The 15,534-nt window shown below is 66.9% G+C and carries 18 protein-coding genes; 8 read left to right on the top strand and 10 right to left on the bottom strand.

The features are described 5' to 3' along the window. Positions 1–37: 37 nt before the first annotated feature. Positions 38–844 (bottom strand): carbon-nitrogen hydrolase family protein, encoded by an 807-nt coding sequence (locus AC5RTS_RS15410; protein ID WP_493992886.1) that lies wholly within the window; start codon positions 842–844, stop codon positions 38–40. A gap of 141 nt (positions 845–985) precedes the next feature. Between AC5RTS_RS15410 and AC5RTS_RS15405 the strand changes: the two genes are divergently transcribed. Then, positions 986–1,981: a DUF2804 domain-containing protein gene (locus AC5RTS_RS15405; RefSeq protein WP_493992885.1), complete on the top strand. Its 996-nt coding sequence runs from the start codon at positions 986–988 to the stop codon at positions 1,979–1,981. Positions 1,982–1,991: 10 nt separating this feature from the next. Here AC5RTS_RS15405 and AC5RTS_RS15400 read toward each other — a convergent pair whose 3' ends face one another. Both AC5RTS_RS15400 and AC5RTS_RS15395 read right to left on the bottom strand, forming a co-directional pair. After that, positions 1,992–3,470 carry a tetratricopeptide repeat protein gene (locus AC5RTS_RS15400; RefSeq protein WP_493992884.1) on the bottom strand — a complete coding sequence of 493 codons (1,479 nt, stop codon included), beginning with the start codon at positions 3,468–3,470 and terminating at the stop codon, positions 1,992–1,994. Continuing rightward, the gene (locus AC5RTS_RS15395) at positions 3,467–4,843 is read right to left on the bottom strand and encodes an ATP-binding protein (RefSeq protein WP_493992883.1); all 1,377 of its coding nucleotides are present in this window, start codon (positions 4,841–4,843) and stop codon (positions 3,467–3,469) included. Before AC5RTS_RS15395 ends, AC5RTS_RS15400 begins: the two co-directional genes overlap by 4 nt. A gap of 73 nt (positions 4,844–4,916) precedes the next feature. Between AC5RTS_RS15395 and AC5RTS_RS15390 the strand changes: the two genes are divergently transcribed. The 3 genes from AC5RTS_RS15390 to AC5RTS_RS15380 all read left to right on the top strand — a co-directional run bounded on the left by AC5RTS_RS15390 (position 4,917) and on the right by AC5RTS_RS15380 (position 5,945). Then, a complete protein-coding gene (locus tag AC5RTS_RS15390; protein WP_493992882.1) occupies positions 4,917–5,105 on the top strand; it encodes a hypothetical protein in 189 nt (62 codons plus the stop codon). Next, complete coding sequence (locus AC5RTS_RS15385) at positions 5,105–5,449, top strand: CueP family metal-binding protein (RefSeq protein WP_493992881.1); 345 nt, start codon at positions 5,105–5,107, stop codon at positions 5,447–5,449. The genes AC5RTS_RS15390 and AC5RTS_RS15385 overlap by 1 nt, the downstream gene beginning before the upstream one ends. A 112-nt stretch (positions 5,450–5,561) precedes the next feature. Continuing rightward, positions 5,562–5,945 carry a VOC family protein gene (locus AC5RTS_RS15380; protein ID WP_493992880.1) on the top strand — a complete coding sequence of 128 codons (384 nt, stop codon included), beginning with the start codon at positions 5,562–5,564 and terminating at the stop codon, positions 5,943–5,945. 70 nt (positions 5,946–6,015) lie between these two features. Here the strand turns inward: AC5RTS_RS15380 and AC5RTS_RS15375 are convergent, their stop codons facing one another. Continuing rightward, the gene (locus AC5RTS_RS15375) at positions 6,016–7,305 is read right to left on the bottom strand and encodes an adenylosuccinate synthase (RefSeq protein WP_493992879.1); all 1,290 of its coding nucleotides are present in this window, start codon (positions 7,303–7,305) and stop codon (positions 6,016–6,018) included. Positions 7,306–7,502: 197 nt separating this feature from the next. Between AC5RTS_RS15375 and AC5RTS_RS15370 the strand changes: the two genes are divergently transcribed. Continuing rightward, positions 7,503–8,096 (top strand): hypothetical protein, encoded by a 594-nt coding sequence (locus AC5RTS_RS15370; RefSeq protein ID WP_493992878.1) that lies wholly within the window; start codon positions 7,503–7,505, stop codon positions 8,094–8,096. A gap of 232 nt (positions 8,097–8,328) precedes the next feature. Here AC5RTS_RS15370 and AC5RTS_RS15365 read toward each other — a convergent pair whose 3' ends face one another. Beyond that, positions 8,329–8,946, bottom strand: coding sequence for a GyrI-like domain-containing protein (locus AC5RTS_RS15365; protein WP_493992877.1), 618 nt, complete (start codon positions 8,944–8,946; stop codon positions 8,329–8,331). Between the two features lie 160 nt (positions 8,947–9,106). On the opposite strand from AC5RTS_RS15365, the gene AC5RTS_RS15360 reads away from it, so the two are divergent. Then, positions 9,107–9,679 carry an AAA family ATPase gene (locus AC5RTS_RS15360; RefSeq protein WP_493992876.1) on the top strand — a complete coding sequence of 191 codons (573 nt, stop codon included), beginning with the start codon at positions 9,107–9,109 and terminating at the stop codon, positions 9,677–9,679. A gap of 78 nt (positions 9,680–9,757) precedes the next feature. Here AC5RTS_RS15360 and AC5RTS_RS15355 read toward each other — a convergent pair whose 3' ends face one another. The 3 genes from AC5RTS_RS15355 to AC5RTS_RS15345 form a co-directional block, all read right to left on the bottom strand. Beyond that, positions 9,758–10,186, bottom strand: coding sequence for a DUF3151 domain-containing protein (locus AC5RTS_RS15355; RefSeq protein ID WP_493992875.1), 429 nt, complete (start codon positions 10,184–10,186; stop codon positions 9,758–9,760). After that, positions 10,186–11,205 (bottom strand): class II fructose-bisphosphate aldolase, encoded by a 1,020-nt coding sequence (gene fbaA, locus AC5RTS_RS15350; protein ID WP_493992874.1) that lies wholly within the window; start codon positions 11,203–11,205, stop codon positions 10,186–10,188. The genes AC5RTS_RS15355 and fbaA overlap by 1 nt, the downstream gene beginning before the upstream one ends. Positions 11,206–11,341: 136 nt before the next feature. Then, the gene (locus AC5RTS_RS15345) at positions 11,342–12,010 is read right to left on the bottom strand and encodes a TrmH family RNA methyltransferase (RefSeq protein WP_493992922.1); all 669 of its coding nucleotides are present in this window, start codon (positions 12,008–12,010) and stop codon (positions 11,342–11,344) included. 157 nt (positions 12,011–12,167) lie between these two features. Here AC5RTS_RS15345 and AC5RTS_RS15340 point away from each other — a divergent pair, with 157 nt between their 5' ends. Then, complete coding sequence (locus AC5RTS_RS15340) at positions 12,168–12,920, top strand: HAD-IIA family hydrolase (protein WP_227906026.1); 753 nt, start codon at positions 12,168–12,170, stop codon at positions 12,918–12,920. Positions 12,921–12,954: 34 nt separating this feature from the next. Here AC5RTS_RS15340 and AC5RTS_RS15335 read toward each other — a convergent pair whose 3' ends face one another. After that, complete coding sequence (locus tag AC5RTS_RS15335; RefSeq protein WP_493992873.1) at positions 12,955–14,013, bottom strand: alpha/beta fold hydrolase; 1,059 nt, start codon at positions 14,011–14,013, stop codon at positions 12,955–12,957. After that, entirely contained in the window at positions 13,994–14,563 is a 570-nt protein-coding gene (gene pyrE, locus AC5RTS_RS15330) for an orotate phosphoribosyltransferase (RefSeq protein ID WP_493992872.1), read from the bottom strand. Before pyrE ends, AC5RTS_RS15335 begins: the two co-directional genes overlap by 20 nt. A 134-nt stretch (positions 14,564–14,697) precedes the next feature. Here pyrE and nadE point away from each other — a divergent pair, with 134 nt between their 5' ends. Continuing rightward, positions 14,698–15,519, top strand: a complete 822-nt coding sequence (nadE, locus tag AC5RTS_RS15325; RefSeq protein ID WP_493992871.1) for an NAD(+) synthase — start codon at positions 14,698–14,700, stop codon at positions 15,517–15,519. The last annotated feature ends 15 nt before the right edge of the window (positions 15,520–15,534 follow it).

Genomic DNA, 15,534 nt, shown 5'->3' with positions numbered 1-15,534 from the left:
CCGGCGGAAAAAACTTTTCCCCGGTGTCCGGCAGGGCCTAGTGGGCCTCCACAATCCGGGAGTTTTCGGCGAAACGGCGGTTCTTCAACACCGGCAGGAACTGGCGGACATCCTCAATCCGGCGGCGGGTAACCTCGGCTGTCACCACTGCTTCCCGTTCGTCCCCCAGGCTGGCCTGCGGCACTCCCATGGGATCCAGGATGGCGGAGTGGCCCACCGTATGCCGGCTCGATGTTCCCGCCGCCGCAACCCAGAGCGTGTTTTCAATGGCGCGGGCCTTCAGCAGGGTCTCCCAATGCTCCACCTTGTGTTCGCCCTTGAACCACGCCGCCGGGACGGCCAGCAGATCGGCGTCCAGGTCCGCGAGCGCGCGGGCGAGTTCCGGAAAGCGCAGGTCATAGCAGGTCATCACGCCCACCCGCAGGTCCCCCACCTGCATGACCTTGACGCCGCCGTCGCCGGGCTTGATCCGGTCCGATTCGGCGTAGCTGAACGCGTCATACAGGTGCAGTTTGCGGTACGTCCCGGTGATCCGGCCGGTGGCATCGATCAGGACCAGGGTGTTGTAGGGCCGTTCCTCGTCGCTCGACTCGTAGCCGCCGGCAATCACCGCGATGCCCATTTCCGCCGCCAGCAGGGAAAGCTGCTGGACAAACGTGGTCCAGGAACCGGCGACGGCGGCGGCCAGCGAACCCTCCACCTTGCCGATGCTGAACATTGATTCCTCGGGAAAAATGATCAGGTCCGAGCCCTCCGCCCGGGCTTTCCCCGCGAGGGCTCGCATGGTGTCCAGATTCTCCCGGACTTCCCCCGCAGGGCTGAACTGGCCGACGCTGACTTTCACCCGAAACCACCTTTGCTAAGCACGTTTGTGTCCCAGACTAGCTGAGGTCACTGCCGGCGGACCGGGGCAGTTCAATGATGACGGGCGAACGCCGCAGGCCGTGCACGGTTCCCCGCCGGCGCTCCCCTACACTTGGGGCGCATGGATGAAATCACTGCTCCCGTTGACCTCGGCTCCCCGGCCGGAGCCCTGAATCCCGCCGCGGTGGGCTTCGCCCGCAGTGCGCTGCACCGCCCGGTGGTTCCTTCCGGCGCCGGCGGCGGCTGGCGGACCAAGCGGTGGGAATACTGGGGCATTGTGACGCCGGAGCTGGTGCTGGGACTGACCATCGCGCACCTGGATTACGCCTCCACCCTGCAGCTCTATGTGCTGGAGCGCGGCACCGGGAAGGAAACCAGCGCCGAACCGTTGAAGCTGCTGCCCTCCTACGCGGATGTCTCCGTGCCGGACACGCTTCCGCCGCTGACCGCGTTCGGATCCTTCGGCGGAGCCACGCTGCGCTTCCATGACGCCGACGGCGGCACGCACCTGCACGCCTCCTCCGCCCGGATCTCCGCGGATCTGTTCGCCGTTGCCGACGGCGACGTCCTTGGGGTGGTGGTCCCGTGGTCCGAGCGGCGCTACCAGTACACCCTCAAGGACGTGGCACGCCGCGTCTCGGGCAGCGTCAGCGTGGACGGCCGGGAATACAACGTCGGCGGCGAGGATTCCTTTGCCGTGCTGGACCGCGGCCGCGGACGCTGGCCGTACTCGCGCCGCTGGAACTGGGGCGTAGGCTCGGGCACCGTGGACGGCACCCGGCTGGGACTGCAGTTCGGCGGCAAGTGGACCGCCGGCACCCCGGCGACGGAAAACGCCCTGATTGTGGACGGCCGGCTGCACCATTACGACGGCGAACTGGACTTCGAGTACGACCTCGCCGATCCGGCGTCGACCTGGCGGGTGCGCGGCCCCTGGATCGATGCGGTGCTGACCCCCTTCCACCGGCGCACCTCGGCAACCAACGCCGTCGTGATCAAGGCGCAGGTCTGGCAGGCCTTCGGCACCTGGGCGGGCACCGCCCGGACCCCGGACGGCACCGAATATTCACTGGACGGGCTGACCGGCTGGATCGAGGAAGCCCGGAACCGCTGGTAGGCCCGCCGGCCTAGGGAATGCTTCCCGCCGCCAGCAGCCAGGCGCCTGCCGCCAGCATCAGCGCCGGAAGAAGCACCACCGCCGCCCCCAGCAGCAGGACACGGGGCGGCGGTTTTCCAAGCCTGCCCGGCCGGTCCTGGGTATCGCCGGGCTGCCCGTCAGGCGGAGTCGGATGGTTCAGGTGCCGGCGGTTCAGGTGGCGGCGCAGCGAGAGTCTGACGACGCTGAAATGCACCGCTTCGGCCAGGACGAAGGCTCCGGCGAAGGCACTCGCGGCGCCAGCAAACACGGTGTAGGTCTGCTGCAGCAGGGCCAGCAGGCCCAGTAGGATTCCCAGCACGCCGACCCAGAGGGCGCGGGCCGAACGGTCACCGGCGTACCGGTCCCGGGCGGCCGCGTATTCCGGCGCCGTCTCCTCGGTGAAACCCTCCAACGCCCGGTAGGCGGCCCGGTGCAGCAGATACCGGGCGGCCAGCACAAGCACCGTTCCACCCATTAGCAGCACCAGGGACCATCGCAGCCCCTCGCCGGAGCCGGCGAGACCGGCAGCAAAACCGGTGGCCAGCACCCATGCCTCCGCAGCGATCAGGGCTGCCGCACCCTTCCGCGCGTCGGGCGATTCGCGCAGCAGGTCCCGGAGGAACCCGGCGGGAACGGCCCGGGACAGGCGCCGAAGGAGGAACCCTGCCCGGAAGATCACCGCCGCTGCCAGCCAAAGTGCCAGGGCTGCGGCTCCGCCTGCCGGAACCTGGGTGATCAGCGGCGCCAGGAAACAAAAGAGGACACCCTGCAGCCAGGGCAGCAGGGCCAGATGCCGCATCCGGGCCAGGACTTCCTGCTTCAGCTGGTCCAGGGGTCCGCGGTCCGTCGGGGACGCCGCCAGCATTCCGCTCAGCAGCGCCGCCTGGTCCCCCACCACCTCTTCACCGTGGGACACCCGTCCGCTGAGCAGCAGCAGCTGCCGGTTCTGCGGGTCCGCGGCCAGCCCGTCCGCGAGCGCCCGGCGCGCCTGATCATGCTGGCCCATGCTGATCCGGATGTCGGCGAGGAGGGCGAAATTGTCCCCGGAGGGCTGCAGTCGGAGGGCTTCCTGGACCCCCTCCAGCGCTTCCCGGTAGCGGCCCTGCTCGTGGTGCACCAGCGCCAGCCAGGCGTGTGTGCCGGCCTGTTGGTCATCCAGGTCCCGGGCCTGCACGGCGGCCGTCTCGGCGTCGGTAAACCTGCCCTGCAGCGCCAGTCCGCGGGAGAGGTTGATCAGTGCCGAGGTGCTGCGCGGCTCCAGTGCCAGTGCCTCCCGGGCTGCGGACTCACCCTCCGTCCCCTCCCCCAGGTTGTTCAGCGTCTGGCTCAGCAGGGTCCAGACGTACGGCTCCGCACGGTGGGCATCCAGATGTGTCCGAAGCAGTTCCAGCGCGTCCCGGTGGCGCGCCGCGGCGGTCAGGACCTGCCACCGCACGCCCAGCTGGTCCAGGTCGGCACCGGTGCTCACAGCATCTGCCTCGCCCGCAGGTACTCGGCGAGGTCGTTGTACCGCCCGTGCCGGTTGCTGAACTTCACCACGTTGACCGCTGATTCAAGCCACGGGAGGGTGGAGGGCCGCACCTCCGCAAAGGCCAGGTTGATGTGCTCCATGGTGACGGGCTGGATCTCCCGTGCCTCGATGGAGCGCATCATCGCTTTCTCCGCTGCGGTGGTGCAGAGATGGGCGAGGTCGGCTCCGGAGAACCCGTCAGTGCGGCCCACTATTTCCTCCAGGTTGATCCCGGCAAGCGGCCGGTCCTTGAGGTTGTGGTTCAGGATGGCCCGGCGCGCCGCCGGGTCCGGCGGAATCACCAGCACTGCGCGGTCCAGCCGGCCGGGCCGCATCAGCGCTTCATCCAGATCCCACGGATGGTTGGTGGCCGCCAGCACGTACAGCCCGTCATTGTCCCCGGACATGGAGTCCAGTTCCAGCAGCAGCTGGTTGACCATCTGGCGCAGCCAGACCGAGCTTCCCACCATGGAACTGCGCTTGAGCCCGATGGCATCCACCTCGTCGATGAACAGGACGGTCGGCTGGTGTGCGCGTGCGGAATCGAAGATGGCTTTGAGGTTTTTCTCGGTCTGGCCGATCAGCGGGTCAACTACGTCGGTGATGGACACGGACATAAACGCCGCGCCCAGTTCCCCGGCAACGGCGCGGGCCAGGAACGTCTTGCCGCATCCGGGCGGCCCGTACAGCAGCAGTCCTCCGCGCAGGGATTTTCGAAAGGTCTTGGCCACGTCGGCGTGCCGCATGGGCACCAGGAAGGATTCGTTGAGCCGCTGCTTGACCGGTTCCAGGCCGCCGACGTCGGCGAGTGTCAGGGCGGGCACCTCGGGTTCGGTAATGGCGACCGGTTGGCCGTCGTCCCCGAGCCTGATCCGGCCCGGTTCCACGAAGGGCGGCGGGAGGGTGGAATCGATGTCCGATTCCGCCTGCTCCCAGTCGAAGTCGGAGTTGTCATCCCGGCCGGTCCGGTCGGACGGCGTGTCCTGAGCGGTCTCTGCCAGCTCAGGAACGGCCGACTCAGGAACCGCCGGCTCAGGATCGGCCGCGGCGCCGGAGCTGGGAGTGTCGCGGGCCGTCTCGGGCGGGGAGGCAACGGGTGCCGGTGCGGAAGCAGCGGGATTGAGCGCGGCCGCCGCCCGGCTGAGCAGTCCGAGGGCAGCAGCGCTTCCGGGGTCAACGGCCAGGACGGCGTTGATCTGTCCCAGCGCGTCCACGGCTCGGTTACCGTCCAGCAGCAGCTGGGCCAGATGCAGGCGCAGCGCGGTGTCTTCCGGGCTGGCCGTGACGGCGCGCTGCAGGCTGGCGATGAGTTCTTCGCTGATTCCGTCCATGGTCCAAGACTCTAGCCCAGCGGCTTCCTTCGCCCGGATCGGTCAATTCCCGGGTCGGAACTACGCTGGAGGGATGAAACCCCTTCGCGTGCTCGTGTCCGGAATTCTCCTGCTGCTACTCAGTGCCTGCGGAAGCAATAACAGTGCGGACGGCGTACTGGAAAGCTACGGGCTGGCGGAGGCAGACGCCCGCCAGGTGGTCGAGCAGCTGGACCGCACCAATGAGGACCGGGCCCGGGGACTGACCGCCTCGGTCACCTAGTGACCCTGAGCGATGACAGCGGCGAAGCGGCGCTGCCGGTGGAGGAGTTCTATCTGGCGGTCGCGCCGTTTTCCACCACCACGCATGACTGCTTCAACCACAGCCTTTCGGGGTGCCAGGGTGAGCTGGTGAACACGCCCCTGCAGGTGCGCATCACGGCTGAGGACGGCACGGTGCTGGCCGATGAAGCCGTCACCACCTATGACAACGGTTTTGTCGGGTTCTGGCTGCCGAAGGATATCAACGGCACCCTCGAGGTCAGCTCCGAGCTGGGCGCTGCCAGCCAGCAGTTCAGCACGTTTGCGGACAGTCCCACGTGCCTGACCACCCTGCACCTGGTCTGAGCCGGCCGCCTGAACCTGCCGCCGGTCCCGGCACGCCGCTGCGATCGTTGACGCTGCGATCGCGTCACTGTTAGCTTCGGGCCACGCCGTTCCACCTGCCTAGGAGCCCTGCATGCCCAGTGTCATCTCGTCCGTGTCCTTCGACGCCCTCGATCCGCAGCAGCTTGCCGCGTTTTGGACCGCCGCCCTGAACTACCGGGTGGCCGGGACCGAAGAAGGCGTGGTGTCCCTTGTTCCGGCCGGTGCCGGCACCGGCCCGGACATCGACATCATCCCGGTGCCCGAGGGAAAGACGGCCAAGAACCGGCTGCATCTGGACCTGCGGGCGTCCGAGGGCAGCACGCAGGCCCAGGAAGTGGAACGCTTGCTCGGGCTGGGTGCCGTCCGGGCCGACGTCGGGCAGGGGGCGGATGTTTCCTGGGTGGTGCTGGCGGACCCGGAAGGCAACGAATTCTGCGTGCTCGGCCGTTCCGCGGAGGATGCCGCACTGAATTAGCCGCCCACCCGTTAACGGCGAAAGCCCCGCAGCCACAAGGCTGCGGGGCTTTCGAACGGACGGAACGGACCTACTCGCTGATCAGGTCCCGCACCACGATGGTCTGGTCGCGGTCCGGGCCCACGCCGATGGCGGAGAACCGGGTGCCGGACATCTTTTCCAGCGCCAGCACGTAGTTGCGGGCATTCTCCGGCAGGTCTTCCAGGGTCTTCGCGCCGGTGATGTCCTCGGTCCAGCCGTCGAAGTACTCGAAAATCGGCTTGGCGTGGTGGAAGTCGGTCTGCGTCATCGGCATTTCGTCGAAGCGGACGCCGTCGACGTCGTACGCCACGCACACCGGGATCTTCTCGATGCCGGTGAGCACGTCCAGCTTGGTGACGAAGTAGTCCGTGAAGCCGTTGACACGGGACGCGTGGCGGGCCAGGACGGCGTCGTACCAGCCGCAGCGGCGCGGGCGGCCGGTGTTCACGCCGAACTCACCGCCGGTCTTCTGCAGGTACAGGCCCATGTCGTCGAACAGTTCGGTGGGGAACGGCCCGGCCCCTACACGGGTGGTGTACGCCTTGATGATGCCCACCGACCGGGTGATCCGGGTGGGGCCGATGCCCGAGCCCACGGACGCGCCGCCGGCGGTCGGGTTGGAGGAGGTCACAAACGGGTAGGTGCCGTGGTCCACGTCCAGGAAGGTGGCCTGGCCGCCCTCCATCAGGATGACCTTGCCCTCGTCCAGGGCGGTGTTCAGCTCATACGTGGAGTCGATGACCATCGGACGCAGCCGGTCCGCGTAGGAGAGGAAGTACTGCACCATCTCCTCGGCGTCGACGTCGCGGCGGTTGTAGACCTTCAGCAGCAGCTGGTTCTTCTGCTTCAGGGAGCCTTCGACCTTCTGGCGCAGGATGGACTCGTCGAAGATGTCCTGCACGCGGATGCCCAGGCGGGCCACCTTGTCCATGTAGGCCGGGCCGATGCCGCGGCCGGTGGTGCCGATGGCACGCTTGCCCAGGAAGCGTTCGGTGACCTTGTCCATCACCTGGTGGAACGGTGCCACCAGGTGGGCGTTGGCGGAAATGCGCAGCTTGGAGGTGTCCGCTCCGCGGGATTCCAGGCCGTCGATCTCGGTGAAGAGAGCCTCGAGGTTCACCACGCAGCCGTTGCCGATCACGGGAATGGCGTTGGGGCTGAGGATGCCTGCAGGCAGCAGCTTAAGTTCGTATTTTTCACCGCCGACGACGACGGTGTGGCCGGCATTGTTGCCGCCGTTGGGCTTGACGACGTAGTCGACGCGGCCGCCGAGCAGGTCGGTGGCCTTACCTTTACCTTCGTCGCCCCACTGGGCGCCGACGATGACTATAGCTGGCATGGGATCCTCCCCCATTAGTTACGGCGGGAACCTGCTTGGTGCAGGTCCGCTGCCGTGCATGAGAACGCCCCTGAACTTGCCGGTCCTGCCGTAACGGCCTACCTCAGCGCAAGTTGCGGGGCTCTTACCTGCCAAGTTTAGCCGATCATGCTTTCGGTCACCCTAAAATACGCGGCCCCGCAGGTACCGTGGGCGTCATGGACCGATTCCGCGGCTATATCGCCGGGCTGGGCACCTCCTCCGGCACGCGGTTTGTGGTGGGACACTGGCAGGACTCTCCGCTGGGCACGTTTACCGATGTGATGGTGGAGGACGACGCCGGCCTCCGCACCCTGCTGGCGCCCTCCGACACCGTGGCGGACTACGTGAACGGGACCTACCGCTTTGACCGCACCGTGGTGGCGCCGGTGGAGGCACGGCTCTCCGCGAGCGCGCTCCGGGTGGCCGCCGGACCGCTGCGGCTGAACGTGCGGCTGGGTCCGGTGACCGTTCTGGGCCGGTTGCTGGAGCACGTGCCGGTGCCGCTCGCCGTCGCCCCCTGGTGGCTCCGGGCCATCAATCCGGTGGCGGCCCTGCTGGTGCCCGGCGTGCAGACGGCAGGGTCCGCCGGCGGGGGACGGCGCGAGTTCTACGGTGTCCGGTCCATCCGTTCCCTCACCGGTGTGGACGCCACGTGGGACGGGGTGGACCTTGGCCCGCTGCGGCCGGTCGATCCTCCGGTGAAGTTTGGTTTCAGCTCTGTGCCGGCCACTCCGCAGATCGTCGCCGTGACCACCACCATCCTTCCCTGAGGCCGGGCCTGCGGCCTAACCGCTGAGGTCTTTGAAATAGCGCAACAGGCCACTGCTGGAAGCCGAGGTTCATAGCGCAGTTAATTTCATAGTGCAGTTAATGCTGCCAGCCAGTACCCCAGGCTGCGTTATCTGCACTATGAACCATCAAAACGGGCATCTCGAGGCCGCTCTCCTGCGCGTGGTCCGGCCCGGACCGCCTCACAAGGCAGGCCCCCGAGGCCCGGAATGCTCAGAGAGGCCGGACCGGCTGGCGCAGCACGGAGCGCAGCTTCTCCGGGGCGGTGCGCCGCGGGTCGTTGAGGTACACCTCGTGGTGGTCGCCGTTGAAGGTCAGCATCCGTTCGGGCATCCAGGTGTGGTGCAGCCGCGCGAGGACCGGCGCCTCGTCGTCGTAAGGACCGACAAAGAGGATCTGCGCCGACAATCCTTCACGCAGCGGCAGCAGCCGCACCCGGGCCGCTTCCGGCAGCTCCTTTTTCGCCGCCACCTCGGCCCCGGCCTGCTCGACCATCTCCGCGGTGATCCATTCCGGCAGCGGAATCAGCATGGTCCAGTCCCAGGAGTCCTTGTCACCGCTGACGAACACCTCCGGGTCCTCCGCCCGCCACAGCCCTTCCAGCGGACCCACGGTGAAATCCTGCTCCAGTTCCTTTTTTGACCGGAACTTCAGCGTGTAGGCCACCGGGTACAGGCACTCCAGTGCACGGGCGTACTCCGGGGACGTGTTCGGGTCCCCGTGTCCGTCCACTGCCAGATACTGCAAAGGTGGAACCTCTACCAGGGTGAAGTCCCTGCGGCCGGGTGCGTAAAGCTCCGGATAGGACTTCCGGAACTCGAACTTGTCCATAACGGCCCTCCAACTCAGCGGGACTTCAGGGTAGGCGTTCCGTGCCGGCTTGGGCAGACCGGGCCTGCCGCGCGGCAGGCTCCGGCACTGTCTTCGGGCAGGGGACGCTAGGGTGTGCCCATGCGTCCAACCGAAAAACCTGTCCGGTACCGGGAGCGGCATGCCTGATCTGATTCTGCTGAACGGGCCGCCGGGGATCGGCAAATCCACTCTCGCCCGGAGGTACGCCAACGACCATCCCGGGTGCCTCAACCTGGACATCGACCAGGTGCGCTGCCTGATCGGAGGATGGGAAGAGGATTTCCAGGCTGCCGGAGAGATAGTCCGTCCGATTGCGGTGAGCATGGCGGCTGCTCACCTGACCGCCGGCCGGGACGTCATCATGCCGCAGTTTTTCGACGCCGACGCCGAGATTGCCGTCTTCCGGAAGGCCGCCGAAACGGCCGGGGCCGGGTTTCGCGAAATTGTCCTGACGGACACGAAGGCCGGCTCCCTCGAGCGGTTCGCAGTTCGTGAGCCGAATGAACATACCCCGTGGCACGCGCAGATCAACGCCCTGGTGGAGCATCAAGGCGGACCGGAGCAGCTGGGATCCATGTACGAGAATCTGGCCGCCGGGCTGCGGACGCGGCCGGACGCAGTCCTGATCCACAGCACTTATGCGGCGGTGGATGAGGCGTACGCGGACCTGTTGCGGGCCCTCGACTCCCTGCGTGCGCCGCAGCTGTCCTGACAGGCCAATGCTAGAGCTCAAAAACAGCAAGACCGGCGGCCCCCGAAACGGGGACCGCCAGTCTTTTAGAGACTGCGGTTAGGCCAGCTCGCCCTCGATGGCGGCCTTGGCCTGCGGATCGGAATCATCCAGGAACTTCCGGATTCGGTCCACTTCCTCAGCTTCGCCGATGGCTGCCGCCGCACGGCCCAGCGCGTACAGCGAGCGCAGGAAGCCGCGGTTGGGGACATGCGACCACGGGATGGGTCCGACGCCGCGCCAGCCGGCACGGCGCAGGGAGTCCAGGCCGCGGTGGTAGCCCACCCGGGCGTAGGCGTAGGACTCGATGTTCTGCCCTTCCTCGAACGCCTCGTCGGCCAGCGCGGCCCACACCTGCGAGGAGGTGGGGAACCGTGCAGCCAGGTCCACCGGTTCGTCGCCTGCCTCCAGCCGGGCGACGACGTCGGTTTCCTCGGGCAGGTAGGTGGCGTCCGGGCCGAGCAGGTTCTTGCGGAATTCGTCTGACATTAGAGCGCCTTGCCTGCCGATCCGAGGTTCTGTGCGGCTTCGACCACGCGGGCGGCCATGCCCTTTTCGGCGGAGGCACCCCAGACGCGCGGATCGTACTGCTTCTTGTTGCCCACTTCGCCGTCGACCTTCAGCACGCCGTCGTAGTTGCGCAGCATGTGGTCGGCCACCGGGCGGGTGTAGGCGTACTGGGTGTCCGTGTCGATGTTCATCTTGATGACGCCGTAGGAGACGGCGTCGGCGATCTCCTGCGCGGAGGAACCGGAACCGCCGTGGAAGACCAGGTCAAACGGGCGTTCCTTGCCGATGGATTCGCCCACCGCGTCCTGGATTTCCTTCAGGATTTCCGGGCGCAGCTTCACTCCGCCGGGCTTGTACACGCCGTGCACGTTGCCGAAGGTCAGGGCCGTGATGTAGCGGCCCTTGCTGCCGTCACCGAGCGCTTCGATGGTCGCCATGCCGTCCGCAACGGTGGTGTAGAGCTTGTCGTTGATGGCGTTCTCCACGCCGTCTTCCTCGCCGCCCACGGTGCCGATCTCCACCTCAAGGATGATCTTGGCGGCCGCGGTGCGAGCCAGCAGGTCCTGGGCAATGCGCAGGTTGTCCTCAAGGGTTTCGGCGGAACCGTCCCACATGTGCGAGTTGAAGATGGGGTCCTCGCCGCGCTTCACGGCGGCTTCCGAGGCGGCCAGCAGCGGCAGGACGAAGTCATCCAGCTTGTCCTTGGGGCAGTGGTCGGTGTGCAGCGCGATGTTCACGTTGTAGCTCTTGGCTACTTCCTTAGCGTAGGCCGCGAAGGCGAGGGAGCCGGTGACCATGTTCTTTACCGTGGAGCCGGACCAGTAGGCCGCGCCGCCGGTGGATACCTGGACAATGCCGTCCGATCCGGCTTCGGCGAAACCGGCCAGTGCCGCGTTGAGCGTCTGCGAGGAGGTGACGTTGACGGCCGGGTAGGCGAAGCCCCCTGCCTTGGCGCGGTCAATCATCTCGGCATAGATCTCCGGGGTTGCAATAGGCATGCTGACTCCAAGGTCGATTGTGGCAGGGCCTGGCGCCCTCGTTGGCTTCCTACATCCTAGCCATAAGTATCCTGCCGGCAGCAGGTGATGTCACCGGATAACACGGTGCCGCACCCGGAACCGGTACCGGGTCGCGCTAGTTCACCTTCTGTCCGAAGACATGGCGGCGGATCCAGCCGTGCATGGCAATGGCTGCGGCGGACCCGGCATTGATGGAGCGGGTGGAACCGAACTGCGCGATGGACAGGGTGGCATCGGCTGCGGCGTGGACTTCCGGGCTGAGCCCCGGGCCTTCCTGGCCGAAGACCAGCACGCAGTTTTCCGGCAGTTCGTAGGTTTCCAGCGGCACGGAATCCGGGAAGTTGTCGATCCCGATGATGCTCAGGCCCTCGCTGCGGGCCCACTCCACGAAGTTCTCCACCGTCGGGTGGTGGCGCACGTGCTGGTAACGGTCGGTGACCATGGCGCCGCGGCGGTTCCACCGGCGTCGTCCGATGATGTGCACTTCCTTCGCCATGAACGCATTGGCGGTCCGGACCACGGTGCCGATATTGAAGTCATGCTGCCAGTTCTCGATGGCGACGTGGAACGGGTGCCGCTTGGTGTCCAGGTCCGCCACGATCGCGTCATGGTTCCAGTAACGGTATTCATCCACCACGTTGCGGGCGTCGCCGTTGGCCAGCAGTTCCGGGTCCCAGTGCCCGCCCTCGGGCAGCGGTCCCTCCCAGGGGCCAACGCCCACCTGGTGCAGGGGGCCGGCGGCCGGGTCTGCGGCGTCAACGGGGAGTTCTTCGGGGCTGTCTATCACCCTTCCAGCCTAAGGTGAAAGACTGGCAGGGTCCGCCGCGTCCCCTTTGACTCCGGTCCCTGGCGCGGCGGCGGGTAAGCAAGGCAACAACGAAGTATGCGAGAAATGGGAGACCGTGGGCGAAAACGAGAACATTGAGTGCTGGCTGACGGACATGGATGGCGTGCTGGTCCATGAGAACCATCCGATTCCGGGAGCCGCGGAGCTCATTGACCGGTGGGTGGCAACTTCCAAGCGGTTCCTGGTGCTGACCAACAACTCCATCTACACCCCGCGGGACCTGGCCGCGCGGCTGCGGGCCTCCGGCCTGGAGGTGCCGGAAGAGAATCTGTGGACCTCCGCCCTGGCCACCGCCGAGTTCCTCAAGGACCAGGTCAAGAACGCCGGGGCTCCCGGCCGCTGCTTTGTGGTGGGCGAAGCCGGACTGACGACGGCGCTCCATGAGGCGGGCATGATCCTCACGGACACCAACCCGGACTATGTGGTGCTCGGCGAGACCCGCACGTACTCCTTCGGCACCATCACCAAGGCCATCCGGCTGATCCTGGGCGGCGCCCGGTTTATTGCCACCAACCCGGACGTCACCGGCCCCTCGCAGGAGGGAGTGCTGCCGGCCACCGGAGCCATCGCGGCATTGATCACCGCGGCCACCAACATGGAGCCCTACATTGTGGGCAAGCCGAACCCGATGATGTTCCGTTCGGCGATGCGCAAGATCGACGCGCATTCCGAGACCACCGCCATGATCGGTGACCGGATGGACACCGACATTGTCGCCGGCATTGAAGCCGGGCTGCACACGGTGCTGGTGCTCAGCGGCATCACCCAGCGCGAGGACGTGAACCGGTACCCGTTCCGTCCCACGCAGATCATGAATTCCGTGGCGGACCTGATCAACACCGTTTAGCCGCCCGGGTCCGGAGCCGGCTGTCCGGAGCCTGCTATTCCAGCGGCTCCGGACCGTCCGTCGGCTCGGGCGGGTCAATGATCCGGAACACCTCCGCGAGCGCATCCTGATAGGCCTTCGGGCTCCACTGCGGGCTGGCGTGCGCCGGGCTCGCCCCCTCGGTGACCACGGAGTCCGACACCAGGTTCGCGCCCAGGGCCGCCGACCACGCTGCCCTGGCGGAGTAGTAGTTCACCGTCCTGTCCTCGGGGTTGCCGATGAAAGCCACCTTGGTGTCGCCGAGGGACCCGCCGAATCGCGGAGCGGTGAAATGGTAAATGTAGGACGCCTGGGACTGGATCAGGGTCGTGGAGGGCGCCAGCGGGGAAAGCTGGGCGAGCGTCTGCTCGCCGATGGTGCGCCAGGAGCGTTCGTTCTTGTGCATCACGCGCTCCCCCAGCTCGTATCCGCCGCGCAGGCCCATGGGAATCCGGTAGCCGGCGTCGTACAAAAACACCGTGCCCTCGAACATGGCCCGGTCCCGGACGTCGTTCCGCCCGGCCGGACTGGAATCCAAGATGATCAGTTCGACGGCGATCCCGCGCTCACGAAGGCCCGCGGCCACCTGCACGGCCAGCATGCCGCCGAAGCTGTGCCCGTAGAGGTAGATGCGTTCCAGCCGGTGTTTCCGGATATAGGCGTGGACGGCCGCCAGGATGTCCCCGACTTTCAGCCCGAGGTTGGAATAGCCGATGCCCGCCAGCTGCCCGCGGGTGGCCAGGGCGGGGCGGAGGGACCCAAGGATCCAGTGGGCCTCTTCCCAGCTGGTTTTGTAGCCCGGGAACAGGAACCACATGGCGCGCGGGTTGCTCCGCTCGGCGTCTTCATCCGCGACGCGGAGAATCTCCAGTTCCTCGCGGTAGCGCTGAATCCGGTGCGTGATGCCCAGATCCGCGCTGAGGAGCAGCCCGGCGAGTGAGCCGGCCAGGAACCGGCGGCGCGAGACCCGGTGCAGCTCGGCAACCTTGCGGAGGGTTTCCGCCGCGTCACGGGCGGATTCCGGTCCGGGGAGGGCCGGGCCGGACGGGGCAGTGCTAGTCGAGTCCGAGTTCATCCTTGCCAAACGCGAACAGATACGGCACTCCGGCTTCAGCCTCAATGCGTTCCTTGGCTCCGGTGTCCCGGTCCACGATCACTGCCACGGCCACCACGTTGCCGCCGGCCTTCCGCACGCCCTCCACGGCGGTCAGCGCCGAACCGCCCGTGGTGGAGGTGTCTTCCAGGACCACCACGTTGCGTCCGGCGACGTCGGGCCCTTCCACCTGGCGGCCCATGCCGTAGGACTTCTGCGCCTTGCGCACCACAAACGCATCCACGGCCCGGCCGGCCCGCACGGCGGCGTTCATTACGGCGGTGCCCACCGGATCGGCACCCATGGTCAGGCCGCCGGCGTTGGTGAACTCGATGCCCGCTTCATCAAGGAGGTTCAACATAACGTCGCCGACCAGCGGGGAGGCCTCGTGCTGAAGGGTGACGCGGCGCAAGTCAATGTAGTAGTCCGCTTCGGCGCCGGAGGACAGCACCACCTTGCCGCGGACCACCGCCAGTTCCATGATCAGGTCGAGCAGGCGGGCACGGGCCGGGGCGATCGCGGGCGATGTCATGCCTTAATCGTATCCGGCAGGCCCTGCAGCGCTCGATATAAGCCGCTTTGCGACGCCGCCGGGCAGCAGGTGCCGCACCAGAATCACGCCGTTTTCGCGGGCGCCGGAAGGGACAGGCATATAGGCTGAGGTCCATGCGTGAACTACAAAAGGAAATCATTGCCGAATTGGGAGTTCAGCCCTCCATTGACGCCGCCGGGGAGATCCGGCGCCGGGTGGACTTCCTCAAGGAATACCTGCGGGCCTCGCACACCAAGGGCTATGTCCTGGGCATCAGCGGCGGCCTGGATTCCACCCTGGCCGGGAAGCTTGCCCAGCTGGCCGTGGACGAACTGCAGGCCGAGGGAACCGAGGCCACGTTCATTGCCCTGCGCCTGCCCTACAAGGTCCAGCATGACGAGGAGGACGCCCAGGCCGCCCTGGCCTTCATCGGCCCGTCCGAGTCCCTGGTGTACAACGTGGGTCCGGCCGTGGACGGCTTTGAGGACGAATACGTGAAGATGACCGGCGAGAAGATCACCGACTTCAACAAGGGCAACATCAAGGCCCGGGTCCGCATGACCGCGCAGTATGCCGTGGCAGGCCAGCACAACCTGCTCGTTATCGGCACCGATCACGGCGCCGAATCCGTCACCGGATTCTTCACCAAGTTCGGCGACGGCGGCGCGGACGTCCTGCCCCTCTCCGGCCTGAACAAGCGGCAGAACCGCGCCCTGCTTGCCGAACTTGGCGCCCCGGAGCAGCTGGTGTCCAAGGCTCCCACGGCCGATCTGCTGGACGATAAGCCGGGCCAGACGGACGAGACCGAGCTGGGCCTGAGCTATGACACGATCGACGGTTACCTGGAGGGCGAAGACGTCCCGGCCGAGGACGCCGAGAAGATCGAGGCACGCTTCCTGATGACCCGGCACAAGCGCACCGTGCCGGTCATGCTGAGCGACACCTGGTGGAAGTAGCTTTTCCGCGCTGAC

The sequence above is a fragment of the Arthrobacter sp. MDT1-49-2 genome (genome assembly GCF_059090185.1).
Note: the sequence above shows the minus strand (reverse complement) of the source record. Positions and strands in the feature narration are given on the sequence as shown.

Excerpts from the sequence above, each read along its gene's own strand:
- AC5RTS_RS15405 (WP_493992885.1), top strand. The coding sequence starts at position 986 with ATGGATGAAATCACTGCTCCCGTTGACCTCGGCTCCCCGGCCGGAGCC.
- AC5RTS_RS15395 (WP_493992883.1), bottom strand. The coding sequence starts at position 4,843 with ATGGACGGAATCAGCGAAGAACTCATCGCCAGCCTGCAGCGCGCCGTC.
- AC5RTS_RS15390 (WP_493992882.1), top strand. The coding sequence starts at position 4,917 with ATGAAACCCCTTCGCGTGCTCGTGTCCGGAATTCTCCTGCTGCTACTC.
- AC5RTS_RS15380 (WP_493992880.1), top strand. The coding sequence starts at position 5,562 with ATGCCCAGTGTCATCTCGTCCGTGTCCTTCGACGCCCTCGATCCGCAG.
- AC5RTS_RS15375 (WP_493992879.1), bottom strand. The coding sequence starts at position 7,305 with ATGCCAGCTATAGTCATCGTCGGCGCCCAGTGGGGCGACGAAGGTAAA.
- AC5RTS_RS15370 (WP_493992878.1), top strand. The coding sequence starts at position 7,503 with ATGGACCGATTCCGCGGCTATATCGCCGGGCTGGGCACCTCCTCCGGC.
- AC5RTS_RS15365 (WP_493992877.1), bottom strand. The coding sequence starts at position 8,946 with ATGGACAAGTTCGAGTTCCGGAAGTCCTATCCGGAGCTTTACGCACCC.
- AC5RTS_RS15360 (WP_493992876.1), top strand. The coding sequence starts at position 9,107 with ATGCCTGATCTGATTCTGCTGAACGGGCCGCCGGGGATCGGCAAATCC.
- AC5RTS_RS15355 (WP_493992875.1), bottom strand. The coding sequence starts at position 10,186 with ATGTCAGACGAATTCCGCAAGAACCTGCTCGGCCCGGACGCCACCTAC.
- fbaA (WP_493992874.1), bottom strand. The coding sequence starts at position 11,205 with ATGCCTATTGCAACCCCGGAGATCTATGCCGAGATGATTGACCGCGCC.
- AC5RTS_RS15340 (WP_227906026.1), top strand. The coding sequence starts at position 12,168 with ATGGATGGCGTGCTGGTCCATGAGAACCATCCGATTCCGGGAGCCGCG.
- AC5RTS_RS15335 (WP_493992873.1), bottom strand. The coding sequence starts at position 14,013 with ATGAACTCGGACTCGACTAGCACTGCCCCGTCCGGCCCGGCCCTCCCC.
- pyrE (WP_493992872.1), bottom strand. The coding sequence starts at position 14,563 with ATGACATCGCCCGCGATCGCCCCGGCCCGTGCCCGCCTGCTCGACCTG.
- nadE (WP_493992871.1), top strand. The coding sequence starts at position 14,698 with ATGCGTGAACTACAAAAGGAAATCATTGCCGAATTGGGAGTTCAGCCC.